Annotated in this window: 20 protein-coding genes and 1 riboswitch; of the genes, 11 read left to right on the forward strand and 9 right to left on the reverse strand. The window is 60.4% G+C overall.

The window, feature by feature from the left end:
* The first annotated feature begins 2 nt into the window (after window positions 1–2).
* On the forward strand, window positions 3–1,055 hold the full coding sequence (gene hisC / locus HU731_RS20585) for a histidinol-phosphate transaminase (RefSeq protein ID WP_186607348.1): 1,053 nt from the start codon (window positions 3–5) through the stop codon (window positions 1,053–1,055).
* 114 nt (window positions 1,056–1,169) lie between these two features.
* Here hisC and HU731_RS20590 read toward each other — a convergent pair whose 3' ends face one another.
* Window positions 1,170–2,447: a uracil-xanthine permease family protein gene (locus HU731_RS20590; RefSeq protein WP_032893544.1), complete on the reverse strand. Its 1,278-nt coding sequence runs from the start codon at window positions 2,445–2,447 to the stop codon at window positions 1,170–1,172.
* 2 nt (window positions 2,448–2,449) lie between these two features.
* Window positions 2,450–3,088 carry a uracil phosphoribosyltransferase gene (upp, locus tag HU731_RS20595; protein WP_003188608.1) on the reverse strand — a complete coding sequence of 213 codons (639 nt, stop codon included), beginning with the start codon at window positions 3,086–3,088 and terminating at the stop codon, window positions 2,450–2,452.
* Between the two features lie 164 nt (window positions 3,089–3,252).
* On the opposite strand from upp, the gene HU731_RS20600 reads away from it, so the two are divergent.
* The 3 genes from HU731_RS20600 to HU731_RS20610 all read left to right on the forward strand — a co-directional run bounded on the left by HU731_RS20600 (window position 3,253) and on the right by HU731_RS20610 (window position 4,773).
* The gene (locus HU731_RS20600) at window positions 3,253–3,810 is read left to right on the forward strand and encodes a hypoxanthine-guanine phosphoribosyltransferase (protein ID WP_003188610.1); all 558 of its coding nucleotides are present in this window, start codon (window positions 3,253–3,255) and stop codon (window positions 3,808–3,810) included.
* A 3-nt stretch (window positions 3,811–3,813) separates the two neighbouring features.
* On the forward strand, window positions 3,814–4,281 hold the full coding sequence (locus tag HU731_RS20605; protein ID WP_186607349.1) for a WbuC family cupin fold metalloprotein: 468 nt from the start codon (window positions 3,814–3,816) through the stop codon (window positions 4,279–4,281).
* 204 nt (window positions 4,282–4,485) lie between these two features.
* Entirely contained in the window at window positions 4,486–4,773 is a 288-nt protein-coding gene (locus tag HU731_RS20610) for a PA4642 family protein (protein WP_186607350.1), read from the forward strand.
* A gap of 103 nt (window positions 4,774–4,876) precedes the next feature.
* On the opposite strand, the gene mqo is transcribed toward HU731_RS20610, so the two are convergent.
* Both mqo and HU731_RS20620 read right to left on the reverse strand, forming a co-directional pair.
* Window positions 4,877–6,415, reverse strand: coding sequence for a malate dehydrogenase (quinone) (gene mqo, locus HU731_RS20615; RefSeq protein ID WP_098949558.1), 1,539 nt, complete (start codon window positions 6,413–6,415; stop codon window positions 4,877–4,879).
* 728 nt (window positions 6,416–7,143) lie between these two features.
* Window positions 7,144–7,377 carry a hypothetical protein gene (locus HU731_RS20620; protein ID WP_186607351.1) on the reverse strand — a complete coding sequence of 78 codons (234 nt, stop codon included), beginning with the start codon at window positions 7,375–7,377 and terminating at the stop codon, window positions 7,144–7,146.
* 182 nt (window positions 7,378–7,559) lie between these two features.
* Between HU731_RS20620 and HU731_RS20625 the strand changes: the two genes are divergently transcribed.
* Window positions 7,560–8,144 (forward strand): YajG family lipoprotein, encoded by a 585-nt coding sequence (locus HU731_RS20625; RefSeq protein ID WP_014716946.1) that lies wholly within the window; start codon window positions 7,560–7,562, stop codon window positions 8,142–8,144.
* Between the two features lie 60 nt (window positions 8,145–8,204).
* Here the strand turns inward: HU731_RS20625 and HU731_RS20630 are convergent, their stop codons facing one another.
* Complete coding sequence (locus HU731_RS20630; RefSeq protein WP_003188620.1) at window positions 8,205–8,414, reverse strand: hypothetical protein; 210 nt, start codon at window positions 8,412–8,414, stop codon at window positions 8,205–8,207.
* Window positions 8,415–8,596: 182 nt separating this feature from the next.
* Between HU731_RS20630 and HU731_RS20635 the strand changes: the two genes are divergently transcribed.
* A complete protein-coding gene (locus HU731_RS20635) occupies window positions 8,597–8,854 on the forward strand; it encodes a GNAT family N-acetyltransferase (RefSeq protein WP_044271660.1) in 258 nt (85 codons plus the stop codon).
* Between the two features lie 242 nt (window positions 8,855–9,096).
* On the opposite strand, the gene HU731_RS20640 is transcribed toward HU731_RS20635, so the two are convergent.
* A complete protein-coding gene (locus HU731_RS20640; RefSeq protein WP_186607352.1) occupies window positions 9,097–10,260 on the reverse strand; it encodes a 1-acyl-sn-glycerol-3-phosphate acyltransferase in 1,164 nt (387 codons plus the stop codon).
* Window positions 10,261–10,392: 132 nt separating this feature from the next.
* Here HU731_RS20640 and HU731_RS20645 point away from each other — a divergent pair, with 132 nt between their 5' ends.
* The 4 genes from HU731_RS20645 (at window position 10,393) to HU731_RS20660 (ending at window position 12,445) form a co-directional block, all read left to right on the forward strand.
* Window positions 10,393–10,575 (forward strand): CPXCG motif-containing cysteine-rich protein, encoded by a 183-nt coding sequence (locus HU731_RS20645; RefSeq protein ID WP_186607353.1) that lies wholly within the window; start codon window positions 10,393–10,395, stop codon window positions 10,573–10,575.
* Between the two features lie 11 nt (window positions 10,576–10,586).
* A complete protein-coding gene (locus HU731_RS20650) occupies window positions 10,587–10,847 on the forward strand; it encodes a putative signal transducing protein (RefSeq protein WP_032893538.1) in 261 nt (86 codons plus the stop codon).
* A 37-nt stretch (window positions 10,848–10,884) separates the two neighbouring features.
* Entirely contained in the window at window positions 10,885–11,505 is a 621-nt protein-coding gene (locus HU731_RS20655) for an SOS response-associated peptidase (RefSeq protein ID WP_186607354.1), read from the forward strand.
* A gap of 121 nt (window positions 11,506–11,626) precedes the next feature.
* A complete protein-coding gene (locus tag HU731_RS20660; RefSeq protein WP_186607355.1) occupies window positions 11,627–12,445 on the forward strand; it encodes a M48 family metallopeptidase in 819 nt (272 codons plus the stop codon).
* Window positions 12,446–12,561: 116 nt separating this feature from the next.
* On the opposite strand, the gene HU731_RS20665 is transcribed toward HU731_RS20660, so the two are convergent.
* The 3 genes from HU731_RS20665 to HU731_RS20675 form a co-directional block, all read right to left on the reverse strand.
* Window positions 12,562–13,146, reverse strand: a complete 585-nt coding sequence (locus HU731_RS20665) for a TMEM165/GDT1 family protein (RefSeq protein ID WP_054897011.1) — start codon at window positions 13,144–13,146, stop codon at window positions 12,562–12,564.
* An 87-nt stretch (window positions 13,147–13,233) separates the two neighbouring features.
* Window positions 13,234–13,355, reverse strand: a riboswitch (yybP-ykoY riboswitch).
* Between the two features lie 50 nt (window positions 13,356–13,405).
* Window positions 13,406–14,404, reverse strand: coding sequence for a methyltransferase (locus HU731_RS20670; RefSeq protein ID WP_186607356.1), 999 nt, complete (start codon window positions 14,402–14,404; stop codon window positions 13,406–13,408).
* A 30-nt stretch (window positions 14,405–14,434) separates the two neighbouring features.
* Complete coding sequence (locus HU731_RS20675; protein WP_186607357.1) at window positions 14,435–15,397, reverse strand: 2-hydroxyacid dehydrogenase; 963 nt, start codon at window positions 15,395–15,397, stop codon at window positions 14,435–14,437.
* Window positions 15,398–15,484: 87 nt separating this feature from the next.
* Between HU731_RS20675 and HU731_RS20680 the strand changes: the two genes are divergently transcribed.
* Window positions 15,485–16,117 carry a LysE family translocator gene (locus tag HU731_RS20680; RefSeq protein WP_186607358.1) on the forward strand — a complete coding sequence of 211 codons (633 nt, stop codon included), beginning with the start codon at window positions 15,485–15,487 and terminating at the stop codon, window positions 16,115–16,117.
* Window positions 16,118–16,676: the final 559 nt, after the last annotated feature.

Here is a 16,676-nt window from a genome sequence, read left to right on the forward strand (position 1 = left end):
GCATGAGCAAATTCTGGAGCCCTTTCGTCAAGGACCTGGTGCCCTACGTACCCGGTGAGCAACCGAAGCTGACCAAGTTGGTCAAGCTCAACACCAACGAAAACCCCTACGGCCCATCGCCCAAGGCGCTGGCGGCAATGCAGGCCGAGTTGAACGACAACTTGCGCCTGTACCCAGACCCCAACAGCGACCTGCTCAAGCAGGCCGTGGCCAGGTATTACGGGATCGACGCCGGCAAGGTGTTCCTCGGCAACGGTTCCGATGAAGTCCTGGCGCACATCTTCCATGGCCTGTTCCAGCACGATCTGCCGCTGCTGTTCCCGGACATCAGCTACAGCTTCTACCCGGTGTACTGCGGCCTGTATGGCATCACGTTCGACGCGGTGCCATTGGACGAGCAGTTCCAGATTCGCGCCGCTGACTACGCCAGGCCCAACGGCGGAATCATCTTCCCCAACCCTAACGCGCCCACCGGCTGCGTACTGGCGCTGGACGCGGTGGAGCAGATCCTCAAGGCCAGCCCGGATTCGGTGGTGGTGGTCGATGAAGCCTATATCGACTTCGGCGGCGAAACCGCCATCAGCCTGGTCGACCGTTACCCGAACCTGCTGGTAACCCAGACCCTGTCCAAATCGCGCTCACTGGCCGGTTTGCGTGTGGGCCTGGCCGTGGGCCACCCAGACCTGATCGAGGCGCTGGAGCGGGTCAAGAACAGCTTCAACTCCTACCCGTTGGATCGGTTGGCGGTTGTTGGCGCGGCGGCCGCGTTTGACGACCGTGAATACTTCGAGAAGACCACTCAGTGGGTGATCGACAGCCGCAACCAGGTCGTCGCGCAATTGCAAGGCAAGGGGTTTGAGGTGTTGCCGTCGGCGGCGAACTTCATCTTCGCGCGTCACCCGCAGCATGACGCTGCAGGGCTGGCCGCCAAGTTGCGTGAGCAAGGGGTGATTGTGCGGCACTTCAAGCAGGAGCGGATTGCCCAGTTCCTGCGGATCAGCATCGGGACGCCGGAGCAGAACCAGGCGCTGATCGACGGGCTCGGCGAGCTCTAATTTTTACAGGCTGTAAGGGCCTCATCGCGGGCAAGCCCGGCTCCCACAGGATGCTGCATTTCCCTGTGGGAGCCGGGCTTGCCCGCGATGAGGCCATCAGCTACACCAGAAAACTTAGATCAGCGGCTCATCATCCGGCTTCTTGTTCTTCCAGCCATCATTGCCCGGCAGCAGCAAGTTCAAACCAATCGCCACCACCGCACACAGGGCAATGCCCTTGAGGCCGAAATCATCCGGGCCGGTGCCGGTACCCACCAGCACACCGCCAATCCCGAACACCAACGTAACCGACACAATCACCAGATTGCGCGCCTCACCCAGGTCGATCTTGTGGCGAATCAGCGTGTTCATCCCCACCGCGGCAATCGAGCCGAACAGCAGGCATAGAATCCCGCCCATCACCGGTACCGGGATGCTCTGCAGCAGTGCGCCGAACTTGCCGATGAACGCCAGGCTGATAGCAAACACTGCCGCCCAGGTCATGATCTTCGGGTTGTAGTTCTTGGTCAGCATCACGGCGCCGGTCACCTCGGCGTAGGTGGTGTTCGGCGGTCCGCCAAACATGCCGGCAGCCGTGGTGGCAATACCGTCACCCAGCAGCGTGCGATGCAGGCCAGGCTTTTTCAGGTAATCGCGGCCGGTCACGCTGCCTACCGCAATCACGCCACCGATATGCTCGATCGCCGGGGCCAGGGCCACCGGGACGATAAACAGGATCGCCTGCCAGTTGAACTCCGGCGCGGTGAAGTGGGGCAGGGCGAACCACGGTGCGGCGGCGATTTTCGCCGTGTCGACCACACCAAAGTAGAACGACATGGCAAAGCCCACCAGCACACCGGAAATGATCGGCACCAGGCGGAAAATGCCCTTGCCGAACACGGCCACGATCAAGGTGGTGAGCAGCGCTGGCATCGAGATCAGCATCGCGGTCTGGTAATGGATCAACTCGGCACCGTCGCCGGACTTGCCCATGGCCATATTGGCGGCAATCGGCGCCATGGCCAGGCCGATCGAGATGATCACCGGGCCGATCACCACGGGCGGCAGCAGCCGGTCGATAAAACCGGTGCCCTTGACCTTCACGGCCAGGCCCAGGAACGTATAGACGAAACCCGCCGCCATCACCCCGCCCATGGTCGCCGCCAGGCCGAACTGGCCCTTGGCGAGAATGATCGGGGTGATGAACGCGAAGCTCGATGCCAGAAATACCGGCACCTGCCGCCCTGTCACCACCTGGAACAGCAACGTGCCCAGGCCTGCGGTGAACAGCGCGACGTTTGGATCAAGACCTGTGATCAGCGGCATCAACACCAACGCGCCAAATGCTACAAAGAGCATTTGTGCGCCAGACAGGATCTGGCGCCAAAGCGGGTCGTTGAATTCATCCTGCATGCTCACGCGTCCTTCTGCTTGGTGCCGAAGATCTTGTCACCGGCATCGCCAAGGCCCGGGATGATGTAGCCGTGTTCGTTCAGGCGCTCATCGATGGACGCGGTGTAGATCTGCACGTCCGGGTGGGCCTTCTCGACGGCGGCGATGCCTTCGGGCGCAGCCACCAGCACCATGGCGCGGATGTCCCGGCAACCGGCTTTTTTCAGCAGGTCGATGGTGGCGACCATGGAGCTGCCGGTGGCGAGCATCGGGTCGATGATCATGGCCAGGCGTTCGTTGATTTCCGGGACGAGTTTTTCCAGGTAGGTGTGGGCCTGCAGCGTTTCTTCATTGCGGGCCACGCCCACGGCGCTGACCTTGGCGCCCGGAATCAGGCTGAGTACACCTTCAAGCATGCCGATACCGGCGCGCAGGATCGGTACCACGGTAATTTTCTTACCGGCGATTTTCTCCACCTGTACGGGACCGGCCCAACCGGGGATCTCGTAGGTTTCCAGGGGCAAATCCTTGGTGGCTTCGTAAGTGAGCAGCGCTCCCACTTCCTGAGCAAGCTCACGGAAGTTCTTCGTGCTAATGTCGGCACGGCGCATAAGGCCGAGTTTGTGTCGGATCAGCGGGTGGCGGATCTCGCGAGTGGGCATAGGAAAGGCTCCGGCGGCGGGCAAAAAAACCGGCCTAGATTAATCTATCCGAGGGTGTTGTCCTATAGACATCAAGTACGTTAGTCCATAAAGGCTTGATTGGAGCGCACGAGAAGCGTACCTTCGCCCGCTTTTCTTGCCACAGCACCCCCTTGGAGAGCGCCATGTCTGCTGATCTCGAGCATATCCGTCAAATCATGCACGAGGCTGACTGCCTGTACACCGAAGCGCAAGTCGAAGCAGCGATCGCCAAGGTTGGCGCGCACATCACCCGCGAAATGGCCGACACCAACCCGGTGGTTTTCTGCGTGATGAACGGTGGCCTGATCTTCGCTGGCAAATTGCTGACTCACCTGCAGTTCCCGTTGGAAGCCTCTTACCTGCACGCCACCCGCTATCGCAATGAAACCAGCGGCGGCGACTTGTTCTGGAAGGCCAAGCCGGAAGTGTCGTTCATTGACCGCGATGTGCTGATCATCGATGACATCCTCGATGAAGGTCACACCTTGGGTGCGATCATCGACTTCTGCAAACATGCCGGCGCACGCAAAGTGCACACCGCCGTGCTGATCGACAAAGACCACGACCGTAAGGCGCGCCCAGAGCTCAAAGCCGATTTTGTCGGGTTGCCGTGCGTTGACCGTTATATCTTCGGGTATGGCATGGACTACAAGGGCTACTGGCGTAACGCTAATGGCATCTACGCCGTTAAAGGAATGTAATCGATGGCCCGCTTTCTTGATCAGACGCTGTTTGCCGAGTTGGCCGAGAAAGCGGCCGCCAATCCCCGTGGTCGTCAGAACGTTAACTTCCATGAGATGCAAGAGCCTTGTCATCGCATGGCGGTTGGTTTGCAGCCCAGCACCTATGTGCAGCCTCACCGCCACCTGAGCGCCGATAAAGCTGAGACCTTGCTGGTGCTCAAAGGGCGCCTGGGTATCCTGATTTTCAGCGAGACAGGTGAGGTGTTGAGCACGCGTGTATTGGAAGCCGGCGGGGAATGCCAGGGCGTCGACCTGTCGCCCGGCGTGTTCCATGGCCTGGTGGTGCTTGAACCGGACAGCATCATGTTTGAGTGCAAGGCTGGCCCTTACCGCGCTGTCGGTGAAGGTGAGCTGGCCGACTGGGCGCCCCGCGAAGGCGAAGAAGGGATGGCGGAGTATCACCGCTGGATGCTGGCCCAGTTCGACTAAAATCCAAATGTGCCCGTCTGTAGGAGCGAGCTTGCTCGCGAAAAACGTCAACGCTAACGCGTGCTTTCTGAATAAACGCGGCGCTTTTGAGTTTTTCGCGAGCAAGCTCGCTCCTACCGGTATTAGGGCAAGCCCCCTCCCACATCCGGCGTCGCGCAGGTAGACTTCAAGTCCCGTGTAAATGTCTGCAGGCTGGAGTCGGTAATGCGTAAAGATAAGAAACAGGTGATTGGCGACGAAATCGGTGACGACCAGATCAAGTTGTTCCTGGACTTCGAGCCGGTTGATGCGACGTCGCCGTCCCTGCACAAACTGATCAAGGCTTACCGTGGCCTGCGTATCGACGACTTCGAGCGGTTCCTGGGCTTTTTCAAAGCAGCAGGCCTGGACCTGGACGGCCAGGACGAGCATGGCCAGACCTTCGTTGACCTGATCAAAGACCAGCGTAACGCCGCTGAGTACATCGAGCTGATCGACAACGCCCGCGGCTGATTATCAAAGCCACAAAAAAACGCCCCGGCCTCATGAGAGACCGGGGCGTTTTGCTTTTAACGGTAGGAGCGAGCTTGCTCGCGAAGAGCCCGAGAGCGCTGCGTTAATCCACTTGCGCTGCGTTATCGTTGACGTTTTTCGCGAGCGAGCTGGCTCCTACAGGGTCCACCAGCTCAAGGCTGATGTTGTTCTGCGTGTTGATCTTGCGATACAGCTCGGCGTCCGTCTCCAGCACTTTCTCGCGTGCCGGGAAGATCTCGTGCAGCTTGGTAGCCCATTCACCGGCAGCTTTCTCCGGGAAGCAACGCTCGATCAGCTCGAGCATGATCGAGACGGTCACCGAGGCGCCTGGGGAGGCACCTAACAGCGCCGCAAGCGAACCGTCCTTGGCTGCGACCAACTCGGTGCCGAATTGCAGCACGCCGCCTTTTTTTGGGTCTTTCTTGATGATCTGCACGCGCTGGCCGGCCACTTCCAGGCGCCAGTCTTCGGCTTTCGCCTCGGGGTAGAAGCGGCGCAGGGATTCCAGGCGCTGTTCCATGGACTGGCGCACTTCGCTGACCAGGTACTTGGTCAGGTCCATGTTGTCGCGGGCCACGGCCAGCATCGGGCCGATGTTACCGGCGCGAATCGACATCGGCAGGTCAAGGAACGAGCCGTGCTTGAGGAACTTGGTGGTGAAGCCGGCGTATGGCCCGAACAGCAGGGATTTCTTGCCATCCACCACGCGGGTGTCCAGGTGCGGCACGGACATCGGTGGCGAGCCCACGGCTGCCTGGCTGTAGACCTTGGCCTGGTGCTGCTTGACCACTTCCGGGTTGTCGCAACGCAGCCACTGGCCGCTCACCGGGAAGCCGCCGAAGCCTTTGCTTTCTTCGATGCCCGAGGCCTGCAGCAGCGGCAGCGCCGCACCGCCAGCGCCTAGGAACACAAACTTGGCATCCACGTCGCGGCTGTTGCCGCTGTTGACGTCCTTGATGCTCACGGTCCAGCCCGCGCCGTTGCGCTTGAGGCCAGTCACGCGCTTGCAGTACTTGACCTGGGCGTCCGGCGAACTGGTCAGGTGGCTGAGCAGTTGATTGGTCAGGGCGCCAAAGTTGACGTCGGTGCCGTTCATTACGCGGGTGGCGGCGATTTTTTCGTCGAGCGGGCGGCCGGGCATCATCAGCGGCATCCACTCGGCCATTTCACTGCGGTCTTCGGTGTAGTGCATGTCCGAAAACGCGTGGTGCTGGCTGAGGGTTTCAAAGCGCTTCTTGAGGAAAGACACGCCTTTGTCGCCCTGCACGAAGCTCAGGTGCGGCACCGGGCTGATGAACGACTTGGACGAGCCAAAGGTGCCCTTCTTGGTCAGGTAAGCCCAGAACTGCTTCGACACCTCGAACTGGGTGTTGATGTGCACGGCTTTCTTGATGTCGATGGAACCATCGGCGGCCTGCGGCGTGTAGTTCAGCTCACACAGCCCCGCGTGGCCGGTACCGGCGTTGTTCCACGGGTTGGAACTCTCCGCGGCACCCGAATCCATCAGCTCAACGACTTCCAGCGTGAGGCCGGGGTCGAGCTCTTTGAGCAGTACGGCCAGGGTGGCACTCATGATGCCGGCCCCTACCAGTACTACGTCGACTGCTTCGTTATGCGCCATTTAACGCGTCTCCAAAATCTGCAGCACCAAATTGTCGGCATGGCTGCCAGGAGTGACGGGGCGGTTCACGTGTTGCCCCAGGTTACCCATGGCCAGGATCGCCATGTCCGATTCGCAATTCTTTGCAACTTCAGCACACGCTTCCTGCCGGGCTAATCTGCCTATGAACGCATTCATGGGCGCCTGTGGCAATTCGACTTATGGTCAAAGCGTGCGATTCGTGCAACCAATCCGTAGCGGACAGGCTCAAGCTCCGGTTTTTGAGGCGTGCTCGGTCCTGTGTAATTGGGCTGTTCCAGACGCTGATGGTGCTTGTACAAACGCCAAACTATTCATTTGCTCGCCACACTCTTGTGAAGTTGTGAAAACCCGTTTTTTCACGCTCTTTTGAAGACGTGAACCTCAAAAAAGGGCTGCCCCAGCCTGGCACCTGGCCCGCAAACCTCTGCCGACACGCGGCAAAACGGGCAAACAACTCAAGTGGCCGAGCGCAATGGCAGCTCTGGCAGATTCGATAAAAGACGGGGTGGTTTGCAAAGGAAACAGCAAGCACGCCAGCTTCACTCGATCTGTGTGGGCGGCTCTCTGTGGGCGATTTTGGGGGCTAATGCCTGGGCATTAACGATGCTGCGAGGCCCGATCAGGAGACGTCCTTATAATCGGGGGGAGATTGTAGCGAAGAACGCCAGGGAAATGGGCGTGTTTTATGACTTTTATTAGGGCGCCGGTCAGGAGGCCAACGCTTGCCGGTGCCGTGGGCGAAAAACCTGTGGGCTGACCCGGGCGCTGGCCGGCAGTGGGCGGTGCATCCAGCCCAGGTGAGTCTCGGTCACTTCCACCCAGCCTTCACCGACGGGCGGCAGGCTGCATTGCTTGAAGGCCTGGCAATGGCCGTGGGCATCGAGCAGGGCGAAGTGGCGATGACGGGCGTGTGACATGAACAGGGTCTTGAGAAGGCGCATGGCTGTGTACCTGGTGTGTTACATGCTTGAAGGTTGCCAGTGTGGCATGACACTGGGGTGACGAATTTATGCGAATTTGTAATTTGCACAGGGGCTTCAGCCGCCGTTCAGGATCGCTGGTGAGTGGCGCGCGTGCACCGTTATACTGGCGACCTGTCTGCACCTAGTCCTGGAGAAATGCGATGTTGCAACGCCTGTTGTTCGGTTTGATCACTGTGACCAGTTTGACCCTTGTCGGCTGCGCCAACAGCCCGCAACAACTCAGCCCGCAACCTAAAGTCACTGCGCCGTTGGCTGCGGTAGGCCATGGCCAGCCGGTGTCGGTACGCGTGGTCGACGGTCGTCCGTCGCCAACCCTGGGCTCGCGTGGCGGCCTGTACCCTGAGACCGCACTGATTTCGGTGACCGGCCAGGATGTGCTGCCCAAGTTGCAGGCCCAGGCTGAAGCCGCCGTGCGCTTGTTGGGCTTTACGCCGACCAACTCGCCAGGCGTGCCGCAACTGACCGTGACCCTGGCCGAGCTGAAATACCAGTCGCCCAAAGACGGCTTGTACGTGACCGAGGCTTCCATCGGCGCCACTTTCAAGTCTGACGTCAGCGCCGGTACCCGCCGCTACAGCGGCCGCTACGCTGCCTCGCTCAACCAGCGTTTCGGCATGTCGCCCAACCAGGAAACCAACACCAAGCTGGTCAGCGACGTGCTCAGCGATGCCTTGACCCGCCTGTTCAAGGACCCAAGCATCGGTCAACTGCTCAGCGCGCAATAAGCCGCACACAAAAAAACCGGGCTCATCACTGAGCCCGGTTTTTTTGTGCCTGTAGTTTGGTCATGCGGCCGTATCGACATAAAAGTCCAGCATGCTCACGCCGGTGAGCAGATCCAGCTCCGGCAGATCGGCATGCTGGTGGCCGCCGAGGGCGCAATACACCAGCCAGTGGCGGTCCTGGACGTTGAACGCGAGGCTGCCGATCAGCGCCTCCTGTTCCTCGCTCTGGGCGATCAGGTACAGCCGATCCTGGTTTTGCGCATGCAACATGACAAGCTCCAAAAGCGTCGAAGGGCAACAGAGTGGCTTGTTAAGGTGACGTTCAGGTGACGGCGTAAATTACTGGATACATTAGCCGTCCATGGGGTAGGAGCATTAAAGGCGCAGGAGGCGACGATCGTTCAGGTGTGTATCTGGACTGATACCCGAATACTGATTCACCGAGGTTTGCGATGGCGCTGCCCGCACTGCTCATTAATATTGTTGCCCTGTTGGTTGCCTGCTCGGGTGCCTGGGTGCTGTTCATCACCCGCCTGCATGCCCAGCGTGCGATGGCCGACCTGGCCCTGCGCAGCGAAGAGCGCGCTATCGACCAGCCGATGCTGTTTCTGGATACGCGCACCGAGCGGGCGCATCGCCTGGCGTACCGCGTCGGGTTCGCCTGCCTTGGCCTGGCCCTGGCCATCTCCTGGCTCAGCACCCACCTCTAATGCCACTGCAAAACCCAATGTGGGAGCGGACTTGCCCTAATGCCAGTCAGTTAAGCGTCATCGCCTTGTGTAGGAGCGAGCTTGCTCGCGAAAAACGTTAACGATAACGCGTGCTTGTTGAATGAACGCGGCGCCTTTGAGTTTTTCGCGAGCAAGCTCGCTCCTACAAAAAAGCCTTAACTGACTGGCATTAGGGCTTGCCCGCTCCCACACAAGCCCGGTCGCGTAGTTTGACTGGGTGTTTACAGAGGTATCCCAGCCTTGACTCGGTATTGGTTGCGTACCGGCGTCGCATACTGCACCACCAGGTAAGGCCGGTGCTCCGCCGGGCACTCGTTCAAGCGCCGCTCCCATTCCGCCTTGGCCTTGGCCAGCTCATCGGCCGGGAACACGTCCGCGACCTTGGGCACCTGCAATTGCGGGTCGGCATCACTCCACTGCGCATACGCCAGGTAGTGCACCGGGAATAAACGATAGCCGCCCAGGATCTGCCGGTCCATTTCCGCGGCCAGCAGCTTGGTGTCTTCAAAGCGCTCGGTGATCGGCGGCGCAAAGTTCACGTGCACCCGGCCTTTGTAGCCGGTAATGCCCAGAGCAATGCTCACATCATCCTCACCCGGTGCCTTGGTGTAGGTCCCAGTGGTGGCGCGGATATACAGCTCGCGGGCCTTGGCGGCATCGCAAGGGTCGTATTCGTAGCTGATGGACACCGGCGTGAGGTTCAACGACTGGATGACCTCGGCAAACGGCTCGTCCTTGCGGCTGACGTGGAACATCTTGAGGATCGCCGATTCGGTCCGGTCATCGCCATCCTTGGCCCGGCCTTCAGCCTGGGCGATCCAGATCGACTGGCAGTCGTTGCGGATCGAATGGTTGATGTAGGCCGACAGCAGGTTATAAGCCGCCATCTTCTCCTTTCGCCCGGTGATCGAACGGTGCACGATGAAGCTCTTGTTCAGGCGCATCAGGTCGCTGACAAACGGCTTTTGCAGCAGGTTGTCGCCGATGGCGATGCGCGGCGTCGGCAGGCCGGCGTGGTACACGGCGTAGTTGACGAAGGCCGGGTCCATCACGATGTCGCGGTGGTTGGCCAGGAACAGGTAGGCGGTGCCGGATTTCAGTTGCTCGACGCCGGTATAGGTCACGCCGTCGGTCGCCCGGTCAATGGTGTGGTCGACGTAGTACTCGACCTTGTCCTGCAGCGTGGCCACGGTGGTGACGCCGGCGAACTCGCGGCGCAGTTTGCGCGCGATCATCGGCTTGAGCAGCCAGCCCAGGGCGCCGGCAAAGCGCGGGAAGCGGAAGTGGGTCAGGATGTCCAGAAAGGCCTTGTCACTGAACAGACGCGCCAGCACTGCCGGGACTTCGCTGTCGTTGTAAGGTCGGATGGTATCGAATTCGCCCATCATGCTCTCTTGTTAGAAACGGCTAGGGTAAGTAAAGGAAATAGCAGGGGCGGCGTGAGTAAACTGGCTCTGCCGGAAATAGCCCTGTAAATAGACCGGCGATTATACGCACAAGTCACCTTGGAGACTGCGATGCTGGAAACTGCGATGTACGATTGTCCTTATTGTGGCGAAGCGGTCGAGACAACGGTGGATTTGTCTGGCGGGGACCAGATCTATATAGAAGACTGCCAAGTGTGTTGCCGGCCGATCACGTTCGACCTGCAAGTTCATGGTGAAGAGTGGATGCTTGAAACCCGCAGCGAAAATCAATAACAGGTACGCCCATGCAGCGAATCTACGAACCGGAAAACCTCATGGAGGGCGAGTTGCTGCAGCAGATGCTTGCCAGTGAAGGCATCGAGGCGCATCTGGTGGGGCGCCACCTGCTCGGCGGCACGGGCGAGTTGCCGATATTCGGCTTGCTGGGGCTGGAGGTCGACAACGACCAGGCCGCCTGCGCCCGCGAGCTGATTACCGCCTATATCGGCGCGCAACCGTTGCCCGGCGACGAACCCGACAGCTTCCCCGACGTATTGGTCTGTTAGGCTGTCGGTCGGTTTACCCCAAGAGTCGTGTTGCCCCATGTGTGGACGTTATGCCCTGTTTCGCTGGAACCCTGCCTTTGCTGCCTTGCCGGGCTTCCCCGCCGACCAGCAGGCCCAGTGGAATATCTCTCCCAATGATTCGGTGCTCATCCAGCGCCTGAGCGAAGGCCAGCTCACCCTGGCGCGTGCCCGCTGGGGCCTTACGCCGCCCTGGCTCACCGACCTGTCGCGCACCCCGGCCCACGCCCGCGCCGAAACCCTGGCCGAACAACCGATGTTCCGAGAAGCCTTCCGCCAGCGCCGATGCCTGCTGCCCGCCAATGGCTTTTATGAATGGCGCGGCACTCAACGTAAGCGCCCGTACTGGCTCACACCGGGGGAGGGTTCCACGTTGTTCTTTGCCGCGGTGTGGGAAGCGTATCCGGTGCAGGAGCAGGTGTGGCTGAGCACGGCGGTGGTTACCCAAGCGGCGCAGAGTCAGCGCCGGCCATTGATTCTGGACGCGGCAGGGCAGGCCGCCTGGCTCGACCCCGAGACACCGCTGCCTGTGTTGCAGGGCCTGTTGGCGGCTGAGCCTGCCGTGTTGCGCGAGCGGGTGCTGGCCAATATGGTCAACGATCCGAAGCTCAACGGGCCGGAGTGCCTGACCCCTGCGTGAGCTTTGTTCAGTCGTTCCACGTTCGGATGTATCTGAAATTCAGCGGTTAAACGTCTGGTGTATCTGGCGCAGATACAAATGACCGCCTACGATACGCGCCATGTTTTCAGGGAGCGTGTTCATGAAGAAGTCATTGGTGGTAAGCGGTTTGGTTGCAGCGATGCTGCTGGCGGGTTGTCAGTCGGTCAATACCACCAGCGGCGGCGCCGTTGGGGTAGAGCGCAAGCAGTACATGTTCAGCATGCTGTCGAGCCAGGAAGTCGACCAGATGTATGCCCAGTCTTATCAGCAGACCCTGGGTGAAGCCAGCAGCAAAGGAGTGCTGGACAAGACCAGCGCCAACGCCAAGCGTGTGCAGGCCATTGCCAAGCGCCTGATCGCCCAGGCTCCGAACTTCCGCGCGGATGCCGCCCAGTGGAACTGGGACGTAAACCTGATCAAAAGCGATGAGATGAACGCCAACTGCGGGCCTGGCGGCAAGATCCTGGTGTACAGCGGCTTGATCGACAACCTCAAGCTCACCGATGACGAACTGGCTGCGGTCATGGGCCATGAAATCGCCCACGCCTTGCGTGAACACGGCCGCGAAGCTATGTCCAAGGCCTACGGTATCCAGATGGCCAAGCAGGGCGCCGGGGCGATATTCGGTCTCGGCCAGGACAGCCTGGCACTGGCCGATACCGTGGCCAACTACGGCATGACCTTGCCCAACAGCCGCAGCAATGAAAACGAAGCCGACCTGATCGGCCTGGAACTGGCCGCCCGCGCTGGCTACAACCCCAACGCGGCCATCACGTTGTGGAACAAGATGGCCAAGGCTTCGGAAGGCGCACCGCCGGAGTTCATGAGCACGCACCCGGCTTCCGACAGCCGCATCGCGTCGTTGCAGGCGGCGATTCCGAAGGTAATGCCGCTGTACCAGCAGGCCAAAAAATCCTGATCCTGTAGGAGCGAGCTTGCTCGCGAAAAACTCACCGGCGCCGCGTTTATTCAGGCAGCACGCGTTATCGTTGACGTTTTTCGCGAGCAAGCTCGCTCCTACAGGCGGTGTTCGGCTTAGATCCAGCCGCTGCTTTGCATGGCCTTGTACACCGCAATAATCGCCAGCACGAAGAACGCCGTAGCCGCCAAGCGACGAATCAAGGTCAGCGGCAGTTTCTCCGCGGCAAAATTCCCCGCCAGCACCACCGGTACGTTGGCAATCAACATGCCCAGGGTGGTACCGATAATCACCAGCCACAGTTCCGGGTATTGCGCCGCCAGCATCACCGTGGCGATCTGGGTCTTGTCGCCGATTTCGGCGAGGAAGAACGCAATCAAGGTGGTCAGGAAGGGCCCGAACTTACGGGTAGTACTGGCTTCGTCATCATCGAGCTTGTCTGGCACCAGGGTCCACAGCGCCGTGGCGCAGAAGCTTGCGGCGAGGATCCAGTGCAGCACCGCATCCGAGAAGAAACTCCCGAACCAGGCGCCCACGGCACCGGCCGCCGCATGGTTGGCCAGAGTCGCGGCGACAATGCCGGCGATGATCGGCCAGGGCTTGCGAAAGCGGGCGGCAAGGATGAGTGCGAGCAGTTGCGTCTTGTCGCCGATTTCGGCCAAGGCAACGATTGCGGTAGGAACGAGTAGTGAATCCAGCATCAGGTAGTTTCCAGGGGCGGGTCGACACGGCTATGACACGTACAGCCTTCCCGCCCCGGGTAAGGTGTGCGTGTCATAGGTCTTGTCAAACCCCGGTCCGTCTGTGCGGACTCCTGGGTCGCATACGCCATGGTCTGCTGACCAAGTATGTTGACGTATGCCGGACGAGCATGGCGCTCGTGGGAGACTACTCCCCTAGGACGCTGCGGATTCTGCCTAGGCAAAACCCATTCGGCAAGCGTTCTTTTTCAAACGCCCATCAGGGGCGCTTGGCACGGTAGATGCGAAAACCATTGCCTTCGGCCTTGATTGCGCAGATGCCCAAATGCTCTTCGATCAGTGGCTGGTACTTCAGGAAGCTATTGGCAACCAGGCGAAGTTCGCCACCTTTTGCCAGGTGTTTCGCCGCTTTTCGCAGCAGGTTCTCTGTAGCGAAATAATCGGTGTGCACACCGACGTGAAACGGCGGGTTGCTCAAAATCGCGTTCAAACCCATGGGCGCCGCGTCGATACCGTCACCGGTCAACACCTCGGCTTCCAGGCCGTTCGCTGCCAGCGTCAGGCGACTGCTGGCGGCGGCGAAGGCATCCACATCCAGCATCGTCACCGTGTTATGCGGGTAGCGGCGTTTGACCGCAGCCCCCAATACGCCGGCGCCGCAACCGAAGTCGAGCAGGTTGCCGCTGGGCAGTTTGTCCAAGTGCTCCAGCAACAACTCGGTGCCGCGGTCCAGGCGGCCATGGCTGAACACACCTGGCAAGCTCACCACTTTCAGCGGGCCTTCGGCCAGCGGTACGTCGAAAACTTGCGCCAGGCTCTCAAGCGCCACGGCTTGCGGTGCGTTGGCGACGGTGACCTGCCACAACTGGCAATGCCGTGCGCTATCGAGCTTGCGCGGTTTGCCGAACGGAACCATTTGCTTGGCGGCGCTTTCGATACCGCCCTTTTTCTCGCCCACCAGAAACAGCTCGGCGCCCGGCAGGCGCGCGGCCACGGCGTTGAGCAGGTAGTCGGTGAGGTCTTTGGACTTGGGCAGGAAAATCACCGCCGCATCAAAGGCGCGCTCGGGGACATTCACGCCAAACTGGCTGCGTTCGGCGAAGCGCGCATCGAGCGCCGCCTGGTCACCGGCATGCCAGCACCAGCCGTGGGCATTGGGCAGGCGCCCAAGCAAATCGTCGGCAGGCAAACCTACGAGCAGCAGGTTGCCTTGAAAAAGTTCGGCCTGGCGAAGCAGTACTTCACTGCGCGGATCCATGGTCTGCTCCTTGAAAAGGGGCGCAGTTTATCAACTGACGACGCGCAGCGGGGCGCCGCTGAAAAAGCCCTGGGCGTTTTCCGTGAGTTGGCCGACGATGCGCTGGCGTGCTTCGCGACTGCCCCAGGCGTTGTGGGGGGTGACGATCAAGCGTGGAATGTCTCCAGCCAGCAGCGGGTTGCCATTGACTGGCGGCTCGACACTCAGCACGTCAGTCGCCGCGCCGCCAAGGTGACCACTGCGCAGCGCGTCGGCCAGGGCCTGTTCATTGATCAAACCACCGCGCGCAGTGTTGACGATAAACGCGCCGGGTTTGAGCAACGCCAGTTCACGAGCGCCGATAAAGTCGCGGGTGTGCTCGTTGAGTGGGCAATGCAGGGTCAGCGCATCGACCTGGGTCAGCAATTGGTCCAGCGGCACACGGTCGGCGCGGGCAGGGCGCCCAGGGATCGCGCCGAGCACCACGCGCATGCCGAACGCTTCGGCCAGGCGCGCCACGGCACTGCCCAGTTCACCGTGGCCGAGCAGGCCGAGGGTTTTGCCTTCCAGTTCGACGATGGGATGGTCCAGCAGGCAAAACTGTTTGGCCTGCTGCCATTTGCCCGCGGTTACATCCTGTTGGTAGTCCTTCAAGCGCGTGGCGAGGTTGAGCAACAGCATGATCGTGTGCTGGGCCACCGACGGCGTGCCATAGCCCTGGCAATTGCTCACGGTAATACCCTGGGCACGGGCAGCTTCAAGGTCGATATTGTTGGTGCCGGTGGCCGATACCAGGATCAGCTTGAGCTCCGGGCAGGCGGCCAGGGTTTGGGCCGTAAGCGGAATTTTATTGCTGATGGCGACGTGGGCGCCCTGCAAGCGCTCCAGCACATTTTCTGGCGTGGTCTGTTCAAACAACTGCAACTGGCTGAAGCAGTCATGCAAACCGCTGAGGTCGAGGTCACCCAGGTCCAGGGAAGGGTGGTCGAGGAAGACGGCGCGGCGATTGTTCATTCTCAACTGTACCTTTTGCGAGGAGGTTCGAAGGCGTAATCTGCCGAGCCTATCAGATGAAATAATCAGTTACTTAATGGAGTGAGCATGTACGTCGCCGAGTTTTTGACCGTAGCCTTGATTCACTTGTTGGCGGTGGCCAGCCCCGGCCCGGATTTTGCCGTGGTGGTGCGTGAGAGTGTGACCCATGGCCGCCGCGCCGGCACATGGACGGCACTGGGCGTCGGTTCGGCGATTTTCCTGCATGTGGGGTACTCGTTGCTGGGTATCGGCTTGATCGTGTCCCAGTCCATTGTGCTGTTCAATGCGTTGAAATGGGCGGCAGCGGCATACCTTTTGTACATCGGCTTCAAGGCCCTGCGTGCCCAGCCGGCCAAGCCTGCGGCCGAGGGCGAGTTGCACCGTGAAGCGGGTGAGCGCACCCCGCGTGGCGCGTTTACTGCGGGCTTTGTGACCAATGGCTTGAACCCCAAGGCCACGCTGTTTTTCCTGTCGTTGTTTACCGTGGTGATCAACCCGCACACGCCGCTGGCGGTGCAGGCCGGTTATGGGGTGTACCTGGCGATGGCGACGGCGTTGTGGTTTTGCCTGGTGGCCATGCTGTTCAGCCAGCAACGCGTTCGGGCCGGGTTTGCAAAGATGGGGCATTGGTTTGATCGGACCATGGGCGCGGTGTTGATTGCCATTGGGGTGAAGTTGGCCTTTACCAGCATGAAATAAGCGCGTTCACTCAAGCGGGCAGGGACAAAATGTGGGCTTGCCTGCGATGTCGGCCTGACAGCCGACACCTACCTACCTGACGCCCCACGATCCAACTGTGGGAGCGGGCTTGCTCGCGAAGGCGGCCTGATAATCAACACAGTTGGACTGTGTACATATCCATTCCCACGGTAACGGCCACTTAGGGTTCCGCCCCAACGGCGGGTCACTTTGGAAAAGCCCCAAAGTAACCAAAGGGCTCTTGCCCCACCACTCGGCACCTCGCTTGGGCTCGGTGTGCCCGAAATCCGCCAGTGATTTGGGGGGCCGCCGCCACGCGCCATCCATGGCGCGGGGCGGCTAAACCGGCATCCCTGCCGGTTTACCCCCCAAATCCCTGTCGAATTCCGGCCAGCGTGGTTTGACGGGGCGCTTGAGATCAAGATCAAAAGCAGATCAAAAGCAGAGCAAGAGCTACTCGCTTCGCATCGTGGTTACCGTCGATCGCTGGAGCGCAATGACGTCCGGATAATGGCGCAACGCTAGCATTTGCTGGCCCCTGCAAATCATTCCTTTGGCT

The sequence above is a fragment of the Pseudomonas salmasensis genome, from assembly GCF_014268375.2.
Taxonomy (GTDB): domain Bacteria; phylum Pseudomonadota; class Gammaproteobacteria; order Pseudomonadales; family Pseudomonadaceae; genus Aquipseudomonas; species Aquipseudomonas salmasensis.

Excerpts from the sequence above, each read along its gene's own strand:
- hisC (WP_186607348.1), top strand. The coding sequence starts at position 3 with ATGAGCAAATTCTGGAGCCCTTTCGTCAAGGACCTGGTGCCCTACGTA.
- HU731_RS20590 (WP_032893544.1), bottom strand. The coding sequence starts at position 2,447 with ATGCAGGATGAATTCAACGACCCGCTTTGGCGCCAGATCCTGTCTGGC.
- upp (WP_003188608.1), bottom strand. The coding sequence starts at position 3,088 with ATGCCCACTCGCGAGATCCGCCACCCGCTGATCCGACACAAACTCGGC.
- HU731_RS20600 (WP_003188610.1), top strand. The coding sequence starts at position 3,253 with ATGTCTGCTGATCTCGAGCATATCCGTCAAATCATGCACGAGGCTGAC.
- HU731_RS20605 (WP_186607349.1), top strand. The coding sequence starts at position 3,814 with ATGGCCCGCTTTCTTGATCAGACGCTGTTTGCCGAGTTGGCCGAGAAA.
- HU731_RS20610 (WP_186607350.1), top strand. The coding sequence starts at position 4,486 with ATGCGTAAAGATAAGAAACAGGTGATTGGCGACGAAATCGGTGACGAC.
- mqo (WP_098949558.1), bottom strand. The coding sequence starts at position 6,415 with ATGGCGCATAACGAAGCAGTCGACGTAGTACTGGTAGGGGCCGGCATC.
- HU731_RS20620 (WP_186607351.1), bottom strand. The coding sequence starts at position 7,377 with ATGCGCCTTCTCAAGACCCTGTTCATGTCACACGCCCGTCATCGCCAC.
- HU731_RS20625 (WP_014716946.1), top strand. The coding sequence starts at position 7,560 with ATGTTGCAACGCCTGTTGTTCGGTTTGATCACTGTGACCAGTTTGACC.
- HU731_RS20630 (WP_003188620.1), bottom strand. The coding sequence starts at position 8,414 with ATGTTGCATGCGCAAAACCAGGATCGGCTGTACCTGATCGCCCAGAGC.
- HU731_RS20635 (WP_044271660.1), top strand. The coding sequence starts at position 8,597 with ATGGCGCTGCCCGCACTGCTCATTAATATTGTTGCCCTGTTGGTTGCC.
- HU731_RS20640 (WP_186607352.1), bottom strand. The coding sequence starts at position 10,260 with ATGGGCGAATTCGATACCATCCGACCTTACAACGACAGCGAAGTCCCG.
- HU731_RS20645 (WP_186607353.1), top strand. The coding sequence starts at position 10,393 with ATGCTGGAAACTGCGATGTACGATTGTCCTTATTGTGGCGAAGCGGTC.
- HU731_RS20650 (WP_032893538.1), top strand. The coding sequence starts at position 10,587 with ATGCAGCGAATCTACGAACCGGAAAACCTCATGGAGGGCGAGTTGCTG.
- HU731_RS20655 (WP_186607354.1), top strand. The coding sequence starts at position 10,885 with ATGTGTGGACGTTATGCCCTGTTTCGCTGGAACCCTGCCTTTGCTGCC.
- HU731_RS20660 (WP_186607355.1), top strand. The coding sequence starts at position 11,627 with ATGAAGAAGTCATTGGTGGTAAGCGGTTTGGTTGCAGCGATGCTGCTG.
- HU731_RS20665 (WP_054897011.1), bottom strand. The coding sequence starts at position 13,146 with ATGCTGGATTCACTACTCGTTCCTACCGCAATCGTTGCCTTGGCCGAA.
- HU731_RS20670 (WP_186607356.1), bottom strand. The coding sequence starts at position 14,404 with ATGGATCCGCGCAGTGAAGTACTGCTTCGCCAGGCCGAACTTTTTCAA.
- HU731_RS20675 (WP_186607357.1), bottom strand. The coding sequence starts at position 15,397 with ATGAACAATCGCCGCGCCGTCTTCCTCGACCACCCTTCCCTGGACCTG.
- HU731_RS20680 (WP_186607358.1), top strand. The coding sequence starts at position 15,485 with ATGTACGTCGCCGAGTTTTTGACCGTAGCCTTGATTCACTTGTTGGCG.